Source organism: [Pantoea] beijingensis (assembly GCF_022647505.1).
Lineage (GTDB): Bacteria > Pseudomonadota > Gammaproteobacteria > Enterobacterales > Enterobacteriaceae > Erwinia > Erwinia beijingensis.
Map to the genome: position 1 here is coordinate 722,875 of NZ_CP071409.1, position 19,536 is coordinate 742,410.

The window sequence follows — 19,536 nt, forward strand, 5'->3', positions numbered from 1 at the left end:
CTTGAGTCTCACACAGAGAATATATGGACGATTTAACCCTACGTTATTACGACGCTGAAATGCGCTACCTGTTGGAAGCGGGTGAAGAGTTTGCCCGTGCTCATCCGGATCGGGCGGCGATGCTCAATCTTGATAAAGCGGGCGCGCGCGATCCGTACGTGGAACGCCTGTTCGAAGGCTTTGCCTTTCTGATGGGGAGGCTGCGCGAAAAGCTCGATGATGACCTTCCTGAGCTGACAGAAGGGCTGGTTAGCCTGCTGTGGCCGCACTATTTGCGGACTATCCCGTCGATGTCGATTGTGGAATTCACGCCGGACTGGCGTGAAATGAAGGAGCCGATGCGCATCGCTAAAGGCTTTGAAGTGCTCTCCCGGCCAATTGGTGAAAAGGCGACGCGCTGCCGTTATAGCACCACGCAGGAGATCGGCCTGCAGCCGCTGGCGCTGGATAACGTCCGGCTGACCACCGATCCGGATGGACGCTCGGTCATTAACCTGCGCTTTAACTGTAGTGAACTGGCGGACTGGAGCCGGATTGACCTCAGCCATATCCCGCTCTATTTCAACGCGGATGCCCCGCTGGCCTGCGCCATGCACGAAGCCTTTACCATGAACGTGGCGAGTATTGAACTGCGCCTGCCGGGAGAGATCGATCGCCGTCCGCTGGACGCTCGCTTCATCGCGCTGGGCTTTGGCGATGATGATGGCCTGTGGCCGCAGGGCAACAGCAGCTTCAGCGGCTATCAACTGCTGCTGGAGTACTTTACCTTCCGCGAGAAGTTTATGTTTACCGGGCTACGCGGTCTGGAGACGGTCGCGTTTCCGGCAGATCTGCCCTGGTTTGAAATCGATGTGGTGCTGAGCACGCGCTGGGAGCATGACTTCAGTTTTTCCGGGAAGCATCTGCGTCTTAATTGTGTGCCGGTAATTAACCTGTTTCCGCTGGAGTCCGATCCGCTGACGCTCAATTCTCTGCAGACCGAATATATCTTACGTCCGATGCGCATCCAGGATGGGCATACCGAGATTTACGCGGTGGATTCGGTGATGTCGTCAAGCCAACATACTTACGTGCCCTTTTCCAGCTTCCGCCACAAGGGCGGGATGATGCGCCACCAGGCACCGGAATATTACTACCATACCCGCGTGCGCCGTGGGCCATCCGGATTGCATAGCACCTGGCTGATTCTTGGCGGCGAGGCCTTTGATAATCATAGCGTGCCGAAAGACGAAAGCCTGTCTCTGACGCTCACCGGTACCAATGGCCAACTGCCGCGTCGGGCGTTGCAGAGTACGGTACTGGATACGGTGATGAAAACCACCTCGGCCAGTATTGCGGTACGCAATCTCTGTGCGCCAACGCTGCCGTGTTATCCACCAGATCGTGACCGCTTTCACTGGCGGGTGCTGAGTCACCTCGGCAGCGGATTTCTGTCGATGATGGATAACGCCGACGTGCTGCGCGGTACGCTGGCGCTGTATGAGTGGACCGACAGCGAGATGAATCGCCGTCGACTGGAAGCCATTATTGATGTGAAACACGGCGAAACCGAACGCTTTGAGCAGGGGTATCTGGTGCGCGGTGTGCAGATTGAGGTCACTCTCGACAGCCACGGCTTTGCCGGAAGGGGCGATATCTGCCTGTTTGGCGAGATGCTGAGCCGCTTCTTCGCGCTTTATACCGATATTTACCTGTTTAACCGCCTGATTATTATCTTGCAACCGACCGGAGAACGCCTGGAATGGGAAGAGAAGCACAACCGCCGCATTCCCGGCTGAGTCCGCGGCTGGAAGCCGATCTGAACCGGATTAACTTTTACCGCTTTTGTCAGCTACTGGAGAAACGTCAGCCGGATAAACCGCTACTGGGATCGACCAGCCATCCAGGTGACGATCCGGTACGTTTTGCTCCGCACCCGGGTATGGGCTTTCCGGCCAGTGAGCTTAAAAGCATCGAATACGATGAGGACGATGACAGCACGCCACCGGTCGTGCGGGCCACCTTTATGGGAATGTACGGCGTGGACTCGCCGCTGCCGACGGCCTATCTCGATGATATTACCCAACGCCGGGAAGGGCATGAGTCGCTGCAGGGATTCCTTGATATTTTCAATCACCGCATCCTGACGCAGTTTTACCGCATCTGGCGTAAGTACTCCTATCCGGCCACTTTTGAGCCCGGTGGTACCGACACGATATCTCAGTCTCTGCTGGGGCTGGTGGGGCTGGGTATTCCCGGCACGGCAAACCACATTGCCACGCCGGTATCGCGTTTTCTGGCGCTACTCGGCGTACTACGGCAACCCGGAAAAACCCAGCAGGGGATGCAGGCGCTGGTCAGCCTGCTGGCACCGAATACGTCGGTGCAGGTCAGTCCGTATTGCCTGCGGCCGATAGAAATCAGCCAGCCGCTGGGTTTTTACGGCGATGAAGATTTTTTGCTGGACGGCAATACCCCGCTGGGTGACGAAGCGATGGATGCCAACAGCCAGCTACTGATTGCGCTCTCGACGGAAAACGAGCAGGAGGCACAGGGCTGGAAGCCGGATGGCCTGCTGTATCAGGATTTTATGGTGATGCTGCGGGTCTATCTGGGGTGGCGTTTCAAGGCGAAAATAACGCTGACGGTCAGTACCCGTATGCTGGGCGTTCCTGCGTTGGGCGATGCGCCTTTCTGGCTGGGGATGAACGGCGTACTGGGCGCCGAAGAGGGAGAACTCCCGGCCGATATCCCGCAGACCTTTACCACTGAACTGGGCAACTACACCGGACTGGAACCGGCAAAACCACAACAAGGAAACCGACGTGTTACGTACAAGTTTGACTAAATCCGCGCGCTGGATGTTGCCACTGCTGGCGTTTAGCCTGACGGGCTGTGGCCTGACGCAGAGCGTCAGTGATGGCACCAAATCGGTATTTACCACCGTGTTCTACAAGCAGATTAAGGTCCTGCATTTGGACTTCACTGCCCGTGAGGCACTGAACACCGATGCGCGGGAGAGTAATTCGCTCTCTGAACCGCTTGTGATACGCGTTTATCAGCTGAAAGACCGCAAAACGTTCGACAAAACGGTGTATCAGCAGCTCCTGAAAGAGGGCGAGACTATCCTGAAGGCCGATTTGCTGGCCAGCCGCGATGTGGTGGTCAAGCCGGGTGGCGATGCCAGCCTCGATATGCCGATGGAAGCCGATGCGCAGTTTATTGCGGTGGTGGGACTATTCCGTCACCCGGATATGGCGAGCGACAGCTGGAAGCAGGTGCTAGAGCGTGAAGAGCTGGATCCGGATAAAGCGCGTGTGTTTGAGGCAGGAAACAATCACCTGGCTCTGCAACCGGTTAAGGATAAATGATGGCACAGGGACACAATACGCCTTCGCTGTATGAAATGCTGACCGGTAACTTCGCAGGTGGCCTTGATTTGCAGCAGGTCAGCGAAGAAAACCAGGTCATTCTGTCGGTGCTGGACAATATGCAGCGCATTCTCAACTGTCGTGCAGGAACCCTGGCGCACCTGCCTGATTATGGCCTGCCGGATATGACCAAAATCCTGCAGGGTATGCCGGGCACCGCTCATCAGTTGATGACCACTTTTTCTGAGGTGTTGCTGAAATATGAACCGCGCCTGAAAAAAATTGCGGTCGTGATGCTGGAACAGCATATCCCCGGCGAGCTGCGTTACGCGATTGACGCTGAGCTAAAGGGGGTAGGTCTGGTGCGTTACGGCACCGACTTTATGCCAGAAGGAAAAGTCCTGCTGCGTCACCTCAGACAGCAGCAGTTTATGGATGGTCGTCCCGTTTATTGACGCTTCCCTGCCGTAAAAACTGATGGAATAGCCCCGCATGAATAATCGTAATCAACTTAAAACCGGCGGCGATCCACGCTCGCTGCCGGATTATGTCACCCTGCGTGATGAACTCATGAAGCTGTCGCATCCGGCCCGACCGGACGTGGACTGGAAGCTGGTGGAAACGCTGTGCCTGCGGTTGTTTGAACATAACGGCGTGGAGCTCCAGACAGCGGCCTGGTACACGTTAACCCGCTTACATAGCGCGGGCCTGACCGGGCTAAATGAAGGCCTGGCGCTGATTAATGCGCTGACAAAGTATCAATGGTCCATGCTGTGGCCAGCGAATACCCATGCGCGCATGGAAATCCTCAGCGGGCTGATCCAACGGCTGCAGAATCAGTTGCGCACGCTGGCGTTGAATCATCCCGACGATCTTTCGCTGTTATACCCGGCAGAGAAGAGTCTGGTGGAGCTCAGTGACACGCTGGCGCGGCAAGGGCTGAAACAACTTAGCCGGATGGATGTGTTACTGCAACAGGTCAGGCAGGCGATTGCCCGTCTGGAGAATACCGTCAGTCGCGAGCCGCAGGAAAGCGCGCTGGTGTTGCCTCCGCAGACGGCGTCTAACATTGTCCCTGAAAGTCTCTATGTTCCGGAACCGCTGGTTTTTGTGGTTCATTCTGAACCGGCGGCATCGACGACACCTCCTGACGAAAAAAGAGGTTATATCTGGCCGTTTGTCGGTGGGGTATGCCTGACATTCGTGGTCTGTGCGATGCTGTTCTGGGGCTGGACCCGGTTGCATTCTGTGTCAACGGCGGAGCAGCAGTGGACGGCATCGTTGACGCCATTACCGGAATCATTCTCTGTTGAGCAACTGGCTGAACTGCGGCACGTTTCATCGGTAACGGGTAAGCAGGGTGAAGCGCAGTGGGAGCCGGTTAAACGGCAGCTTAAATGGCTGACGACATTACCGCCGGACTGGCCTCAGCAATATGGTTTTCATTTGTTGTCGCAGGCAACGATACTCTGGCCGGATAATCCGGTGGTGCGACAAATGCAGCAAGGCTGGCAGCGGCAGACGGAAGCGAATGCGTTACCGCTGACGGTGCTGAATAGCTGGCATGAGGGGATGGCAAAGCTGCAGCAACTGACCGATCGCCTGAACGCACTGGATGAAAAGCGCGGTAAATATATGACCGTCAGCGAGCTGAAATCTGAGGTGTTTGCTATTACTCAGGCGTTTAATCAAGCCCCACCGGCAGAGGAGCTGCTGCGCCAGTATGCCGCCGATCCCCATGATATACAGCAGAAACAGGCTGTAATGGCACTGGAACAGCTGCATAAAAGGTATTTTCTACTGCAGCAGGAGATGAGTGACACGCCGCGGAATGAAAACGGACGGAAACAATCTAACTGATTGTTTAAACTGGATTATAACAAAGTTTTTCTTTTTCCCTGGAACCGGGCTAAAAGTGGATCTACTAACATAATCTACAATATGTGGGGAAGATCTCCGATGGCCAGTTTCAACAAAAGCCTTATTCCTTTATTCCAGTACATTAAGATATCACCGGAACAGCGTGACAGCGATGAGGCCTTTGAACTGGCGCTGCGTTCTGGATACTTTCTCCACATAATGGATTATCCCAAAGGGTCGGTCACTTTTAGCTGCATTTTGCCGCTGCAGGTGGAGGATGAAAAACTCAGCGCCACTCTGTGGGAAATACTGCAGTTAAATTTAATGAATGAGCAACATCCTGCGATTACGTTGGCGGCGAGTGCGACGAGCCGTGAGATTGTTATCTGGTCTCGTCTCTATCGGGAAGAGGTACAGCCTCAGTCCCTCATCTCGCTTTATGAGCGGGTGGTACATTACATTGAAATAGTGGGTAAACACCTTTCTTCACGTTGAGTGAATGTGACTGTTTATTTGTTAACAGGGGAATAGTCTATGTTTTCCAGTATAGTCTCCACGTTTTACTCACCATCAACCTCCACCGCTCATAAAATACCTGATATCGATCCCGCCGATATCAGTTTCAATGTACATCAACGCGTCAGAGCGGAGCAGCTGAATATTGGCGGTGAGTATCAAAATAGCGTGATGTATGTTACGCCCAAGACCATGGATAAAGCGCAGCTGGCAGCCCGGGTAATGGAAACTATTCAATCGGCGTATCTGCCGCATGGAGCAGGGAATCAGCTCGCTTCCGTTGTCGGAAGTAAAGGTGAGAGCTTTGCGAATACAGTTGTCATGCGTGATGAGGCAAGGCAGCTCAGAGGAAGACTTACCGGATTTGGTAGCAAGCCCCAATACGTTAACGCACATATTGCCGCAACCTATAAAGGCGGGCAGTGTGAAGAGATTGCCAGCCTGGTTTATGCCGAACTTGCTAAACGCGGATCGAAATTTCCTGTTTCCATAGCCACCTTTAACCCGACAGGTAAGTCTGAGGATAAGCATATTGTTGCCCTGCTGGGCGATCCCCTGGGGCGTGAGAAAGACAGTACCGTGGTGGTTGATGCCTGGCAGCATTTTCCTGTGGTGACGCTGCTGGATAAAACGCGTTTTCCGGTCACTCCCGACCCGGATATGGACAGCGTACATTTTCAGGTCGCGCCCGATCCGGATGCGGCAAAGGCGCTCGATACCGTCGTGCCATACGACCGAAGTTATATTAATAACTCGCTCAGGGAAGCTGATGCCTTCAGTGGATCTGACGATGACGAGAAATATGGTTCTCTTGACGACAAAAATTTTGTTGCTCGTAATGTGTCACAATATAAAAACACCATGTGGAACGAACTCACGATTGCCGCGGATCCCAGCACCCGTTTTACTACCGATTCGTCCACACCTGCACATTCATGGGATTCGGTACGCGGGGATATTATGATGCAAAGGCTAAATAGCGTTGCCGAGTATGATAAAGCCTATAAAAAAGATAATGCTCTCTATACGCCAGCCAGGAAAATCATCTGAACGGGCTGAAAACTCCCCCCGCCTGCCGGTGAAGATACCCATTCAGAGAGGCGCTTAAAGGCGCCTCGTTTACACCAGATGAAGCTGCAGCGGTAATGTCCGTAATTGCGGCGGCACGTCGCGTGGAATCGCCTGGTCGGTGATGATGTCCGTTAGCGTGCTCAGCGCATCGACGCAAAACAGCGACCAGGGGCCATACTTCGAGCTGTCCGCCAGCAAAACACGGCGTTTAGCGTTCGCGAGCAGGTCCTGTTTTAGCGCCGCTTTCTCTTCCGTTGGCGTAGTAATGCCTTTTTCCATGCTCCAGGAATTACAACTGACAAAGGCGATATCGGGATAAATGGCACGCAACAAACGCCGCCCGTGGTCGCCAATACAGGATTGGCTGCTTTCATCAATGCGCCCGCCAATAATAGTGACTTCAATCTGTTTGAATTCGGAAAGAAAGAGCGCGATATGCAAATCAACGGTAATAACCCGCAAAGGCAGATGTGTCAGCTGCCGGGCCACTTCCAACATCGTGGTGCCTGCATCCAGTACGACTGCATCACCGGGTTTGATTAAGGATACGGCGCAGCGCGCAATCTCGCGCTTTTCCTGCAGGTTACGATGCTGTTTCTCATTAGTGGTTGGCTGAACAGGAATAAAACGATTCAACGCCACGCCACCATGACTGCGATTAATCACGCCTTGTTCATCAAGTTTGATTAAATCGCGGCGGATGGTGGCAGGGGAAGCATTCAGCGCATTAACCAGCTGTTCCACGGTTACCAGATTATGACTTTTCAGAAAATCCATAATCTGGTCGAGGCGATCTTGTCCCTTCATAGCGTCCGTTATATCAAGCCAATTGCAAGGCTAATTTAATTGAGATCTCCATGCTCTCAGACTTGGCTTTGCCTGTCCAGGCGATATCGAATGCTGTGCCGTGATCGGCAGAGGTGCGGATAAACGGTAAGCCAGCGGTGATGTTAACCCCGTCATAGAAACCTAACAGTTTGAGTGGAATGTGCCCCTGATCGTGGTACATGGCGACAACCATATCGTACTTGCCTTCGTAAGCCTGTAAAAAGACAGTATCCGGTGGGCAGGGGCCGTAAACATCAATACCTTTGCCTTTCATGGCGTCGATGGCGGGTCCCACCGTGGTCATTTCTTCATCACCAAATAATCCATGTTCCCCGGCATGCGGGTTAACTCCGGCCACCGCAATGCGTGGATGCGCAAAGCCGACACGCTTAAGAAAAGTATCCGCCATACCGATCACGGTTTCGATACGATCGCGATTTAAGGTATCCAGGAACTTGCGCAGGGCAATGTGCGTGGTGACATGGATGACTTTCAGCTTGTCGGTATACAGCACCATCGCATAGTCGCGGCTGTGGGTCAGCTTCGCCAGCAGCTCGGTATGGCCAGGATAAATATGGCCTGCGGCGTGTAGCGCCTCTTTATTCAGCGGCGCGGTCGCAATGGCCTGCACCTCCCCGGCCATCGCCAGCTCGCTGGCCCGTGCGATACAGCGGTAGGCCAGATCGCCAGCCTGCGGTTGTACGATACCGGGCTGCAGTGCGGCAGGGTCGGCCAGTGGCACATCAATCACCTGAATCACGCCCGGCATAAAATTCGCTTCGGCGACGCTGTCAATTTTATTGAGCGTAACTGCCGGTGTTACCCCCAACGCCTGGATCCGTTTAAGCGTTTGTAAACATCCCACCACCACAGCGTGAGCCCCGGCAAGTTCACCTGTTCCCAACGCCTTCAGAATAATTTCCGGACCAATACCGGCAGGATCGCCCATTGTGACTGCTATGGTTTTACTCATCACTGTACATTTCCTCAATAAAATAAAGTGCATCACGCAATGTGCTTTCATCACCGAAGCCACCGGCTTTGGTGATCACAGGTAAATCGTCGATATCGCTATTCACAAAGGTCCCACAGGGCACGCAGGGCGTCACTTCCTGCTCGATGCGATATCCTTGAGCGCCTAACGCGCGAGCGACGGCAATGGCGATATCTCCACCGGTCAGGAATAATCCGCCGATGCGCGACTGGTTAATAATTTGTCGGGTTATTTCCCCCAGCCAGCGCCCAATGTTTTCGCCCAGGACCTGACGGGTGAAGTGGTAGCGCAGGCAGAGGTTATCTATTTTTAATCGATCCTGATCGTTACGGCAGGTGCGTAAAACGCAGTGCTGTTCCTGCTGTAACAGCGCAACGGCACGTTGTACCAGCTCACTAATTATGGCGGGGTCGTCGTTTTGCAGCAGTTGTTCGACATCGATATCGACAATGCCCAAAGATTTATCGCCAGCGGCAAACTCAATCTGTCGACGCGTCGCTTCACTCATTGAGCCTGCAACGACCAGCACCGGCAGGCGTTTTTGGCGTTCACGATAGAAACTGACGGACAGTGCATTGGCTAATCCTGCCGCCCCCACCAACATAAACGGTTGATTTACAGCTTCCAGTGATTGCGCAATGAGCGCTAAATCACCGTCGCTTTCTGCATCCAGAACGGCAATGCAGACGGCCTCTTGCGCCAGGGCATTCAGGCGGCTAGCCAGCATCGGACCGCGTATTTCATCCAGGCCCACTTCATAAACCGGCAATGTGCTTTGCAGATTGATTAATGTCTTGATACGGGAAGAGCAAATTGGCGTTTTCGGGTCGGTCGCAAATTCGGTTTCAGCCAGCGGTACCTGATTGACCCGACATTCTCCTTGTACCGTTGTGCGACCGGCTGCCGGGATAGCGGCGGCGACAATGGCGATACGTGCCTGGCTGGCGATGAGCAGTGCTTCCACTTCTGCGCTGACGTTACCGCGAAAGGTGGAATCGATTTTCTTATAGATAACCGGCGTCCCATGTTGTGCGGCAGAATAATGCCGCAGCGCTGTTGTCACCTTTTCTTTGGCGGCAGTCGCAGACAGCGCCCGGCTTTCGGTATTAATCACCAGCACGTCAGCACGGCCTGACAGTTTTGTGTTATCGCCCAGCACCACTTCGGTTCTGGCGCCTTTCTTGGCCAGCTGTACGCCAGTATCATTTGCGCCCGTGAAGTCATCGGCGATGACCAGCATTTTCATTACGAGTTCCCCGCTTTTGCTGCTGCTGCGGCGTTACGTTTTGCAACCCAGGCCGTTAAGAGTGGTGTTAGCAAGGCGGTGGTGATAACCGAGGTGGCAATCAATGGCGTTGCAGCGGCCGCAACCGTCGCAAATGAAGGATCGGCCTGCGCTATCGCCAGCGGCGTGGCAACGGAGTTGCCCGCGGTACTGGATGCGGCTGCCCCCGCCACCCCTGAACCGCCAACCAGTCTGTCGGCGCGAATATTAAAAAAACCACCGACAAAGGTAGTGAATACCCCTAAGCAAATGCCGGCAAACCCGCCTTTCAGCAATAAATCCAGATTGATGCCGGTACCGAGAGAGAAAGCAAACAGCGGGATAAATACCGGTGCCGCGCGGGTCAAAAAATCGCGCATCTGTGGATCCAGATTCCCCAGGATCATTCCCACCAGAATAGGCACAATCACCGCGACCAGCGCCATCAATGGAATATTGGCTAACCCGGCAGCCCCCAGCGCAATCATGGTAAAAAGGGGGCCATCTCCCAGCGAGAGGATCGAAATCGCGCCGACATCCTGCTCCGTACCATACTCACCCACCAATGCGGCATAGAGTCCGCCGTTCGCATTAGCAAATGCAGCAATCACCGCCAGGCTACTCAGGCCAAAAATCCCCGAGCTACCAAAAAAATGACTGATGGAAAAACCGAGAATTACCCCGATGAGGACTTTGGTCAGAGTAATGGTTGTGCCTTGAAGCAATGCACGGGGAGCGGCCCTGAAGCTAATCCCGGCGCCGGTGCACAGTAAAAAGGCGCCGATCAAAGGCAGTGCGCCGTGCTTAAATAATGCGCTGGTGAAGCCGCCAATCTCGAACGCCTGGGGCGCAAAGGTGTTAATGACCGCAGCCACAATCAAGGGAACCAACATCATTCCCCCGGGGACCCTTTCAATCGTTGCCTTAATTTTCATTTTATACCTTCATTTTGATTTAATTTAATCATAATGATTTTATTTAATCAAAATAAACTAAAACGAGACCAAGATCTTGATTTTGAGCAAAGAGAGTAAATTTAGCGCTGAGAAAGAGGGGAGAGGAGGCGGAGGGTTTCCCATATCGTTAAATCCAGGTCATTCTGTAAGCAGGTTCCCCAATGCAATGGAGTATGAATATGGCCCGCTTAACGGCGAAAGATTTTCCTGCTGAACTGCTTGAATACTTCGACTACTACGTCCACGGCAAAATAACCAAACGTGAATTCCTCGATCTGGCGGGGAAATTTGTGGTTGGTGGGCTGTCGGCGGCGGCATTGGGGACGCTCATGACCCCAAACTACAGTTTTGCTCAACAGGTGGAGTTTACCGATCCGGATATTTTACCTGAATACATCCATTATCCTTCGCCGCAGGGGAACGGCAGCGTAAAAGGTTATCTGGTGAAACCGGCCAAAATGACAGGCAGCGTGCCGGGAGTCGTGGTGGTACACGAAAACCGGGGGCTGAATCCCTATATTGAAGATGTTGCACGGCGGCTGGCAAAAGCGGGATTTATCGCACTCGCCCCGGATGGATTAAGCGCAGTCGGTGGATATCCCGGAAATGATGAGAAAGGGCGAGAGCTGCAGCTGCAGGTTGATCCGACGAAGTTGATGAATGACTTTTTTGCCGCTGTTGAATTCCTGATGCGGCATGATGAGGTCAACGGAAAAGTCGGATTAACGGGTTTCTGCTACGGAGGGGGCGTGGCGAATGCGGCGGCTGTGGCGTACCCGGAACTGGCTGCAGTGGTGCCATTTTACGGCAAACAACCGAAAACCACAGATGTTCCGCGCATAAAAGCACCGCTATTAATTCATTATGCCGGGCTGGATACGCGTATTAATGAAGGCTGGCCCGCTTATGAGGCCGCACTGAAAGCGAACGGCAAGGTCTACGAAGGCTATATCTATCCCGGCGTGCAGCATGGTTTCCATAACGATTCGACCCCGCGTTATGATAAAGCCGCTGCAGATTTAGCCTGGGAGCGGACCCTCGCCTGGTTCGGTAAGTATCTGGTATAGCGTCTGAACTCATTCCGAACGGCAACGACCGCGACTGGCTATTTGTGCGTGTGGCTGTGTTACATCTTCTCTTAGTCCGGCGTTGCTGTGTGCAATGACTGGCAATCTTAACGAGAATCCTGGATATCGGTGGTCATTATGCCGTTGAGTTTTCATGAGGCATGCGCGAATTTTTATCGATTGCGACCCTATGCTACAGCTCCTAGTATCGCCTGATAATGAGGCGCGGACCTGTGTCGTGCCATAAAACCACAAAGAGGATTGAACATGAGTAACTCCGGGCAAAAAATTGCGGCTGTCACGGGTGGGGCTATGGGCATTGGTGCAGAGGTAGCACGAAGCCTGGCAACGCAAAATTACCATGTCGTTATTTGTGATATCAATAAAAACGAAGGGGAAAATTTCTCCAACCAACTGAAAAATGAGGGATTTGAGGCCAGCTTTTGCTATCTGGATGTCAGTGATGCTTCATCTATCCGCGACGGATTCCAATGGATAGACCAACAATTTGGTCGCTGCGACGTGCTGGTTAACTCTGCCGGGATCGCCAAAACGATGCCTTTTCTTGAGTACGATCTGGATGTTTTTAACAGGACGATGAATATCAATGTGACGGGCACGCTGCTTTGTTGTCAGCATGCCGCGCGTATCATGCAAAAGCATCAATTTGGCCGAATCATCAACATTGCTTCCGTTGCAGGGCTCAGGGCGGTAGGAAAGGGGCGTACGGCTTATGGGACGTCGAAAGGTGCCGTTATTGCACTGACCCGGCAAATGGCGGTCGAACTCTGTGAATATGGTATCACGGCGAATGCGGTTGCCCCCGGCCCTGTTGATACCCCGATGACGCAAGAATTGCACAGTGATGCATTCCGGACAGCATACAGTAATGCAATTCCATTGAAACGTTACGGTACAACGTCAGAGATTGCCGGGGCGGTTGCCTACCTGGCCTCTGACGTTGCAGCCTATGTCAATGGTATCGTGCTCCCCGTTGACGGTGGATTTATGGCGTGGGGCGCTGGCGACATTTAACGAGAGTCGTGGCTCAGGTGTGAGTGTGTGGATCAGCGTATCAGCAATGGGAGCCATATTCGGCGGCCATTTCTTCTTTGATCCACGTTACTAAGTTAGCGGTATCCGCGCGATTTTTTGCACTCGGGGATACCCAAAGCACCAGTTTTTCCGGGCCTTTCACAAAGCCAAAAGGGGCGACTAAGGCCCCGCTATCCAGCTCTGCCTGTACCAGCATACGCGGGACGCAGGCCATGCCAAGCCCAACTTTAGCCGCCTGAATCAATAAGTAGAAATGCTCAAAGAACTCCGTATTACTGAGTTCGGGGCACTGCGTATGTGTTACCGAATACCAGTCATTCCACGCATGGCGCCGAGTTTTGCTCGCAAGCAGCCGTAAGCTATCCAAATCCCCCACCCCCGAAACACCATAAGACGTCACATAGTCCGGTGAACAAACGGCACCAATCCATTCATCCGCTAGCGGGATCGGGGTAATTCCTGGTGGTGCCGGGATCTTCCCGAGACGAATCGCGACGCTGACACCGTCCTGTGCGAAATCTATCGGACCATGTCCTGTCCGCAATCCAACCTCCATCGTCGGAAAGGTGCTATGCAGCTTTGCAAGTCTGGGGAGAAACCAGTGCATCATGATCGAAGAAGAACAGGATAACTCCAGGGCTCTGGGCCGTACCTCATCAACACTTTCCTGAATAAGACTAAAAGCACGGCTCAGGCCTGCTGCGAGTTTTGCTCCTTCAGGGGTTGGCTTCGTCCCCTGCGGACCCCGCGTAAGTAAAACGACGCCGAGCAGGTCTTCCAACGTTCGTATATGCCTGCTTATCGCGCCGTGGGTGACGAAGAGGGCCTCTGCGGCTTCGCCGAACGTACCTTTGCGTACGGTCATTTCGAACGCCCTGAGAGCATTTAAAGAAGGCCTGATTGATCCTGACATAGCGCTAAACCTTTTCTAAAGAGAAGTGAGTTTTATCACGTGAAAAGCGAGCAATTAGTCTTTTTCTATTGTGAGTTTTTCTCACAGGGTATGGAAATCATATCAATTCCCTGTCCTGGGGGCCAATGTATATTGAAGACATAACGCGACGTTCATCAGGCCGCAAAATCTTGCAAAATAATTTCGAAAAGAGACTCGTGAATGAATAACCTAACCACTCTACGCGACGAATTTACCGCAACATTTTTCGTCGAAAGCAGTTATCCAATTGAGAAAGTCGCAGAAATTATTGCGGGTGAACAATCCAGCGGTACCTTTCTGACTTTGCCAGGCGAATCAGAAGAACTGAAGGAGCGGTCACGAGCGAGGGTCGTCTCCGTGACCCCGTTGCCCTCAGTCGATGCTCCTTCATTACACAGTGCGTTTCTTGAAAGGAAGGATCCTTCAAAGATTTATTTTCGCGGTGAGGTGGTGATCGCGTTTCCGACGGCAAATATCGGTATAAATATTCCAGCACTTCTGACGACCGTTGCCGGCAATCTTTTTGAGATTGGTGAAGTAAGCGGTCTGCGACTGCTGGATCTGGATTTACCTGAACATTTTGCGGCTGACTTTCAGGGCCCTCAGTTTGGCATAGAGGGAACCCGGCAGCTGTGCGGTGTTGAAGGGCGTCCAATGATTGGAACCATTATTAAGCCCAGTATTGGACTGTCGGCAGCGCAAACCGCATCGATTGTTGACGAACTCTGCGCAGGGGGCATCGACTTTATTAAAGATGATGAACTCCTGATTAATCCGACCTATGCCTCATTTGATGCCCGACTCAATGCCGTTATGCCTGTCCTTAAGAAGCATGCTGACCGGCTTGGACGGATGCCAATGTATGCCATCAATATCTCAGGCAGCATTGATGAAATGCTTCGCCGGCATGATGCGGTACTGGAAGCCGGCGGCACTTGCATCATGCTGTGTTTGAACTGGGTTGGCCATTCGGGTGTCGAGTACATTCGAAAAAACTCTCAGCTTCCTATTCATGGTCACCGTAATGGGTGGGGCGCCTTTACACGACATCCACACCTGGGATTTTCATTTGAGGCTTATCAGAAGATCTGGCGCCTGACGGGTATCGACCATCTGCATGTTAACGGGATCAAAAGCAAATTCTGGGAACCTGATGATTCGGTTATCCAGTCGGCCAAAAGCTGCCTCAAACCGTTTGCAGGAGTCCGGCCCATCATGCCTGTTTTCTCATCCGGACAGTGGGCCGCTCAGGCACCTGATTTATTCAGCAAACTGCAGTCCGTCGATCTGATGCATCTCGCCGGAGGTGGAATCATTGGCCACCCGGGCGGTATTGGCGCTGGCGTGGAGAGTATGCGCCAGGGATGGGAAGCGGCGACCCGAGGTATACCGCTTGAGACATATGCTCAATCCAAACCAGAGCTGGCTGCAGCGCTGGTCAAATTTGGGGGGATGTAAGTCATGTCCTGCAACCATGTCCCCACGCTGCGGCTGGTTTTCTACGGTGACGATTTTACGGGATCGAGTGATTCGCTGGAGGTATTAGCGGCCGCCGGCATGAAGTGTGCTTTGTTCCTCACTCCGCCATCACCGGCTTTACTGCGCTCGTTAGGTGAATTTGATGCGATAGGAATAGCCGGTGACAGTCGTTCTATGTCTCCAGCAGATATGGATGCTGAACTGACCGGTGTTTTTGAAGCTATCAAAAGTCTGTCTCCAGCCATTGTCCATTATAAAGTTTGTTCGACTTTTGACAGTGCGCCGGACGTTGGGAGTATAGGGCACGCAATCGGTATCGCTTCCGCCGTTTTTGGGAAACGTTCGGTGCCTGTCATTGCCGGAAATCCCGCGCTGAAAAGGTACTGTGCATTCGGAAATCTCTATGCGCATTCCAGGACAGACAACGCGGTACACCGGATCGACCGCCACCCCGTAATGAGTCTTCATCCTATTACACCGATGCATGAGTCGGACCTGGCCCGGCACATTCAGATGCAGAAGGATATGACGTTCGCGACGATAGATATTTGTCAGCTGGATGCTGAGCGGGATCTTGTCGCCCTCACGAATACGTTATCAAACGATCATGAAGCCATCTTAATTGATGGCGTAACCACGAAACACTTGACCCAGGCGGGCGAGATCCTCGATCGAATCTCTCGTGACCATGCTCCGCTTTTTGTCGTCGGTTCATCCGGAGTGGAATACGGGCTGACGCAGTACTGGCGCGCTAATGGTGAGCCTGGCACTGATGCTGACGCTTGCCCGCGCCTTAAACCGGCAAAACAAGTTTTGGTTGTCTCAGGTAGCGCATCGCCATTAAGCTGGATTCAAATCGATAGCGCGCTACAGGCTGGATATGTCGAATTCGCAGTGGATGCGGCCGCGCTACTCGCTGAAGTCACCCGTGAGGCGACGGAGGCGCTTGTTATCGACTCTGTGGTTCGGGCCCTGAAGGATGGATCCAGTGTACTGATTCATACAGCCAAAGGTTCAGACGATCCCCGCATCAAAGACATGATTAATTTGATGATTGCTAAAGGAAAAACCTTGGAAGAAGCGAAAGTCCAGGGGGGCAAGCTTTTAGCGATGAAGATGGGCGGCATCGTCAAAAATATTCTCAAGCAATATCGTCCCGACCGACTGGTTATTTCCGGTGGCGATACATCAAGCCAGGTGACAAAAGTCCTGGCACCGGATGCCCTTAAAATCGAATCGCTGTTCTCCCCTGGCGCTCCGCTTTGTAAGGCACTTTCAAGTCAACCGTTTCTGTCGGAACTTGAAATCGCGCTTAAAGGCGGCCAGATGGGCGATCACGATTATTTCGTTAAGGCGATGAAGGGCAACGTACCCCCAAAAAACTAAGGATTACCCTCTAGTACCTATACAACAATAAAAAAGGTGACATCATGCACACTTCTGTCCCAAATAACATCGCAACACAGGTTGAATCGGTTGATCCCGAAAAACAGAAATCAATGAAGAACGTTGTTGTGGGTAGCCTCTTCGGAACGGCCCTGGAGACATACGATCTTTATCTCTACGGTACCGCCGCCGCATTGATTTTTGCTCCTCTGTTTTTTCCTGGAACAGATGAAGCCGTTTCACGATTATTATCTCTGGCTTCATTCGCGATCTCCTTCGTATCACGTCCGCTCGGCTCGTTGGTTCTTGGGCATTTCGGTGACAGGATTGGCAGGAAAAAACTGCTGTACCTTACGCTGATTGTCATGGGATTGAGTACCGTGGGGATCGGCCTTCTTCCGACTTACGGGAGTATTGGTCTTTCGGCCTCTTTAATCCTTTGTGTACTCCGGTTTATTCAGGGCTTTGCGTTTGCGGGCGAGTACAGTGGCTCTGTTCTGATGCTGCTTGAGCATGCGCCTAAGCGAAAACGGGGCTTTTACGCGGCGATTAACAATATTGGTCCAGTCTTTGGTTTTATTGCGTCAGCCGGTATGTTGTTATTGGTTAGCGCTCTTTTATCCAAAGAAGATTTCTACAGTTGGGGATGGCGTATTCCGTTCATCGCCAGTATAGCGCTTTTGATCGTCGGGATATTTGTTCGTTCCAGAGTGGCGGAATCACCGGTATTTGAACAAACGGCAGCGAAGCGTGCCGTACAACGCTCTCCTGACCAGTCTCCGGCGATGCGATTGTTTACTCAATATCCAAAGCAACTGCTGCTGGTTTCCGGGGCTAACATTTGCCACTTTTCAACCTTCTATCTGTTCACTGTTTTCTCGCTGAGCTATGGACAAAAAGAGCTTGGCCTTTCAAATAGTTTTGTTCTGTCCGTCGTCATGGCTTCGATCTGTACCCACCTTGTGGCGGTACCACTTTCGGGAGCGCTTGCCGATACTATTGGTAGACGTCGTACGATGTTTATTGGATTTGCAGTGACTGCGCTGTCCGCCTTCCCATTCTGGTATCTCTATTCCAGCGCAAGTTTTTTACCCATGCTGGCCGGTGCCTGTGCGTTGATGATTGGTTACGGTCTGGTTTACGGGGCTGCACCGTCATTCACCGGTGAAGCATTTGGGCCAAGCGCCAGGTTTACCGGTTTTGCGATGGCCACCAATATTGGGGGAATCATTGGGGGCGGGAGTGCGCCGATTATTGGTGCATTCCTCCTGGATCATTATGGCACCCCTTACGCAATTGCCTGGTATATGGTGGCGCTGGCCGTTATCTCAGCTACCTGTACCTATCTTTCGGCAGAGACCAAAGATCTCGACATCGCCAGCGAATAAGCCTCAGAACAAGGGATACACACATGACATACTCAATTAAGCACGAGGGCTTCTTTGCCGAAGTGAATGGCGTGAAACTTCATTACATTCGGGCAGGAGAAGCAACCAAAGAGCCGATCTTGTTAGTACACGGCTGGCCCGAAACACATGAAGCCTGGTCAACACTGGCACCTTATCTTGCCGATCATGATCTCATCATTCCTGACTTGCGCGGTTTGGGGCAGTCCTCAATTCCGCGTGAGGGGTATGACAAGAAAACGATTGCTGAAGATCTGGTGCAACTGGTTCGTGATCATTTAAAACTTCCTGCTGTGTATGTGGTCGGCCATGATTGGGGCGGGGTGGTTGCATTCTATGTAGCTGTTAAGCTTGCCGAGAAATGTCTGGGGATGGCAATGTTGGATGTGACCGTGCCCGGTTCGCCTTCCGTCAACTTTAGTCAAAGTGGCAAACGCTGGCATCATAATTTCAACCAGAGCAAAGGCCTGGCAGAAACGCTGATAGCGGGAAATGAAAGGGCCTATTTTCAATGGTTCTTTGATAATTTTACCCATAATCATACGGCGATGAAAAAGATTGATACGGAGCGCTATATCGAAAGCTATAGCAAACCGGAACGTTGGAAAGCGTCGTTAGAGTATTACCGCTCTATACCCATTGATCTGGAAAATGCACAGGCTCAGCTTAGAGAACCGAAGCTAACGTGTCCGGTATTGGGATTAGGGGGAAATGAAGCATTTGGGCGTAAAAATGAGCCGGTTATCTCGCTAACTGATTTTGCCTATGATGTGCAAGGCGGTGTGATCGATAACTGTGGGCACTGGCTTCCTGAAGAACAGCCGGAGAAAATTGCGGAATGGCTCGACACATTCTTTGCCTATTGCCGACTGAAGAGATCGTCTTAAGGAAGGCAGAAGGGCTGTATTATATTCGCTCATTGATATTTTCGCGCAAGTTATCATAAAAGTGACTTACGCCTCCAGAGCCTGAAAACACCCGGGAAAATTAGCAATGAAATACAGGGCACTCTCAGATATGCTGAGCGTGCCCTGATCATGGTAATTGCCCAGAAAAAAGATAACGATAAGAATAAATTAACTTCGGTGAGCAAAGATTATGAGAACTATCGTAAAAATAAGAAATAAAATTAATAAACAGTAGTGAATATAAATAACCATTCGATGAATTTCTGCCAGTGATCGTTCCGCGTGTTGTTACTCCTCTCTGAAGATATTGCAAAAGCACTTTTTGTGTTAATGATCTTATGTCTGCAAGATTTGTCTTGAAACAAATGTGCTAATTCATTACTGCAAGTGGAATACACTGTTTTTTTACATGTTATGTAATCCTGAATGCGTATTTTTTGTTCCTGAGTGGCCGTCTGTCA

General features: G+C 52.0%; 18 protein-coding genes. 13 read left to right on the forward strand and 5 right to left on the reverse strand.

Annotated features, from left to right (window positions below; translation table 11 throughout):
• The first annotated feature begins 23 nt into the window (after positions 1 to 23).
• The 7 genes from tssF (at position 24) to J1C60_RS03315 (ending at position 6,776) form a co-directional block, all read left to right on the forward strand.
• Positions 24 to 1,778, forward strand: coding sequence for a type VI secretion system baseplate subunit TssF (gene tssF, locus J1C60_RS03285; RefSeq protein ID WP_128176548.1), 1,755 nt, complete (start codon positions 24 to 26; stop codon positions 1,776 to 1,778).
• Positions 1,742 to 2,827, forward strand: a complete 1,086-nt coding sequence (gene tssG / locus J1C60_RS03290; RefSeq protein WP_128176550.1) for a type VI secretion system baseplate subunit TssG — start codon at positions 1,742 to 1,744, stop codon at positions 2,825 to 2,827. The genes tssF and tssG overlap by 37 nt, the downstream gene beginning before the upstream one ends.
• Entirely contained in the window at positions 2,805 to 3,350 is a 546-nt protein-coding gene (gene tssJ / locus J1C60_RS03295) for a type VI secretion system lipoprotein TssJ (protein WP_128176552.1), read from the forward strand. The genes tssG and tssJ overlap by 23 nt, the downstream gene beginning before the upstream one ends.
• Positions 3,350 to 3,805: a type VI secretion system baseplate subunit TssE gene (gene tssE, locus J1C60_RS03300; RefSeq protein ID WP_128176607.1), complete on the forward strand. Its 456-nt coding sequence runs from the start codon at positions 3,350 to 3,352 to the stop codon at positions 3,803 to 3,805. The genes tssJ and tssE overlap by 1 nt, the downstream gene beginning before the upstream one ends.
• Positions 3,806 to 3,842: 37 nt before the next feature.
• Positions 3,843 to 5,210 (forward strand): VasL domain-containing protein, encoded by a 1,368-nt coding sequence (locus J1C60_RS03305; RefSeq protein ID WP_128176554.1) that lies wholly within the window; start codon positions 3,843 to 3,845, stop codon positions 5,208 to 5,210.
• A 99-nt stretch (positions 5,211 to 5,309) separates the two neighbouring features.
• The gene (locus J1C60_RS03310; protein ID WP_128176555.1) at positions 5,310 to 5,705 is read left to right on the forward strand and encodes a type III secretion system chaperone family protein; all 396 of its coding nucleotides are present in this window, start codon (positions 5,310 to 5,312) and stop codon (positions 5,703 to 5,705) included.
• Positions 5,706 to 5,744: 39 nt separating this feature from the next.
• Positions 5,745 to 6,776 (forward strand): hypothetical protein, encoded by a 1,032-nt coding sequence (locus J1C60_RS03315; RefSeq protein WP_128176557.1) that lies wholly within the window; start codon positions 5,745 to 5,747, stop codon positions 6,774 to 6,776.
• Positions 6,777 to 6,845: 69 nt separating this feature from the next.
• Here the strand turns inward: J1C60_RS03315 and J1C60_RS03320 are convergent, their stop codons facing one another.
• Genes J1C60_RS03320 through J1C60_RS03335 form a run of 4 tightly spaced genes read right to left on the reverse strand, consistent with a single transcriptional unit; the run spans position 6,846 to position 10,818 of the window.
• Positions 6,846 to 7,604: a DeoR/GlpR family DNA-binding transcription regulator gene (locus J1C60_RS03320; RefSeq protein ID WP_128176559.1), complete on the reverse strand. Its 759-nt coding sequence runs from the start codon at positions 7,602 to 7,604 to the stop codon at positions 6,846 to 6,848.
• Positions 7,605 to 7,617: 13 nt separating this feature from the next.
• Positions 7,618 to 8,598 carry a D-threonate 4-phosphate dehydrogenase gene (locus tag J1C60_RS03325; RefSeq protein ID WP_128176561.1) on the reverse strand — a complete coding sequence of 327 codons (981 nt, stop codon included), beginning with the start codon at positions 8,596 to 8,598 and terminating at the stop codon, positions 7,618 to 7,620.
• The gene (gene dtnK, locus J1C60_RS03330) at positions 8,591 to 9,865 is read right to left on the reverse strand and encodes a D-threonate kinase (RefSeq protein ID WP_128176563.1); all 1,275 of its coding nucleotides are present in this window, start codon (positions 9,863 to 9,865) and stop codon (positions 8,591 to 8,593) included. Before dtnK ends, J1C60_RS03325 begins: the two co-directional genes overlap by 8 nt.
• On the reverse strand, positions 9,865 to 10,818 hold the full coding sequence (locus J1C60_RS03335; RefSeq protein ID WP_128176565.1) for a 2-keto-3-deoxygluconate permease: 954 nt from the start codon (positions 10,816 to 10,818) through the stop codon (positions 9,865 to 9,867). The genes dtnK and J1C60_RS03335 overlap by 1 nt, the downstream gene beginning before the upstream one ends.
• Positions 10,819 to 11,018: 200 nt before the next feature.
• Between J1C60_RS03335 and yghX the strand changes: the two genes are divergently transcribed.
• Together yghX and J1C60_RS03345 are read left to right on the forward strand one after the other, a co-directional pair.
• Positions 11,019 to 11,906 carry a YghX family hydrolase gene (gene yghX, locus J1C60_RS03340; RefSeq protein ID WP_128176609.1) on the forward strand — a complete coding sequence of 296 codons (888 nt, stop codon included), beginning with the start codon at positions 11,019 to 11,021 and terminating at the stop codon, positions 11,904 to 11,906.
• 267 nt (positions 11,907 to 12,173) lie between these two features.
• Entirely contained in the window at positions 12,174 to 12,941 is a 768-nt protein-coding gene (locus J1C60_RS03345; protein WP_128176567.1) for an SDR family NAD(P)-dependent oxidoreductase, read from the forward strand.
• 40 nt (positions 12,942 to 12,981) lie between these two features.
• Here J1C60_RS03345 and J1C60_RS03350 read toward each other — a convergent pair whose 3' ends face one another.
• Complete coding sequence (locus tag J1C60_RS03350) at positions 12,982 to 13,875, reverse strand: LysR substrate-binding domain-containing protein (RefSeq protein ID WP_128176569.1); 894 nt, start codon at positions 13,873 to 13,875, stop codon at positions 12,982 to 12,984.
• 201 nt (positions 13,876 to 14,076) lie between these two features.
• Here J1C60_RS03350 and J1C60_RS03355 point away from each other — a divergent pair, with 201 nt between their 5' ends.
• The 4 genes from J1C60_RS03355 to J1C60_RS03370 are packed head-to-tail and all read left to right on the forward strand — an operon-like array spanning position 14,077 to position 19,054.
• Entirely contained in the window at positions 14,077 to 15,354 is a 1,278-nt protein-coding gene (locus J1C60_RS03355) for a ribulose-bisphosphate carboxylase large subunit family protein (RefSeq protein ID WP_128176571.1), read from the forward strand.
• Positions 15,355 to 15,357: 3 nt separating this feature from the next.
• Positions 15,358 to 16,761: a four-carbon acid sugar kinase family protein gene (locus tag J1C60_RS03360; RefSeq protein ID WP_128176573.1), complete on the forward strand. Its 1,404-nt coding sequence runs from the start codon at positions 15,358 to 15,360 to the stop codon at positions 16,759 to 16,761.
• Between the two features lie 44 nt (positions 16,762 to 16,805).
• Positions 16,806 to 18,149: an MFS transporter gene (locus J1C60_RS03365; protein ID WP_128176575.1), complete on the forward strand. Its 1,344-nt coding sequence runs from the start codon at positions 16,806 to 16,808 to the stop codon at positions 18,147 to 18,149.
• A 23-nt stretch (positions 18,150 to 18,172) separates the two neighbouring features.
• A complete protein-coding gene (locus tag J1C60_RS03370; RefSeq protein ID WP_128176577.1) occupies positions 18,173 to 19,054 on the forward strand; it encodes an alpha/beta fold hydrolase in 882 nt (293 codons plus the stop codon).
• The last annotated feature ends 482 nt before the right edge of the window (positions 19,055 to 19,536 follow it).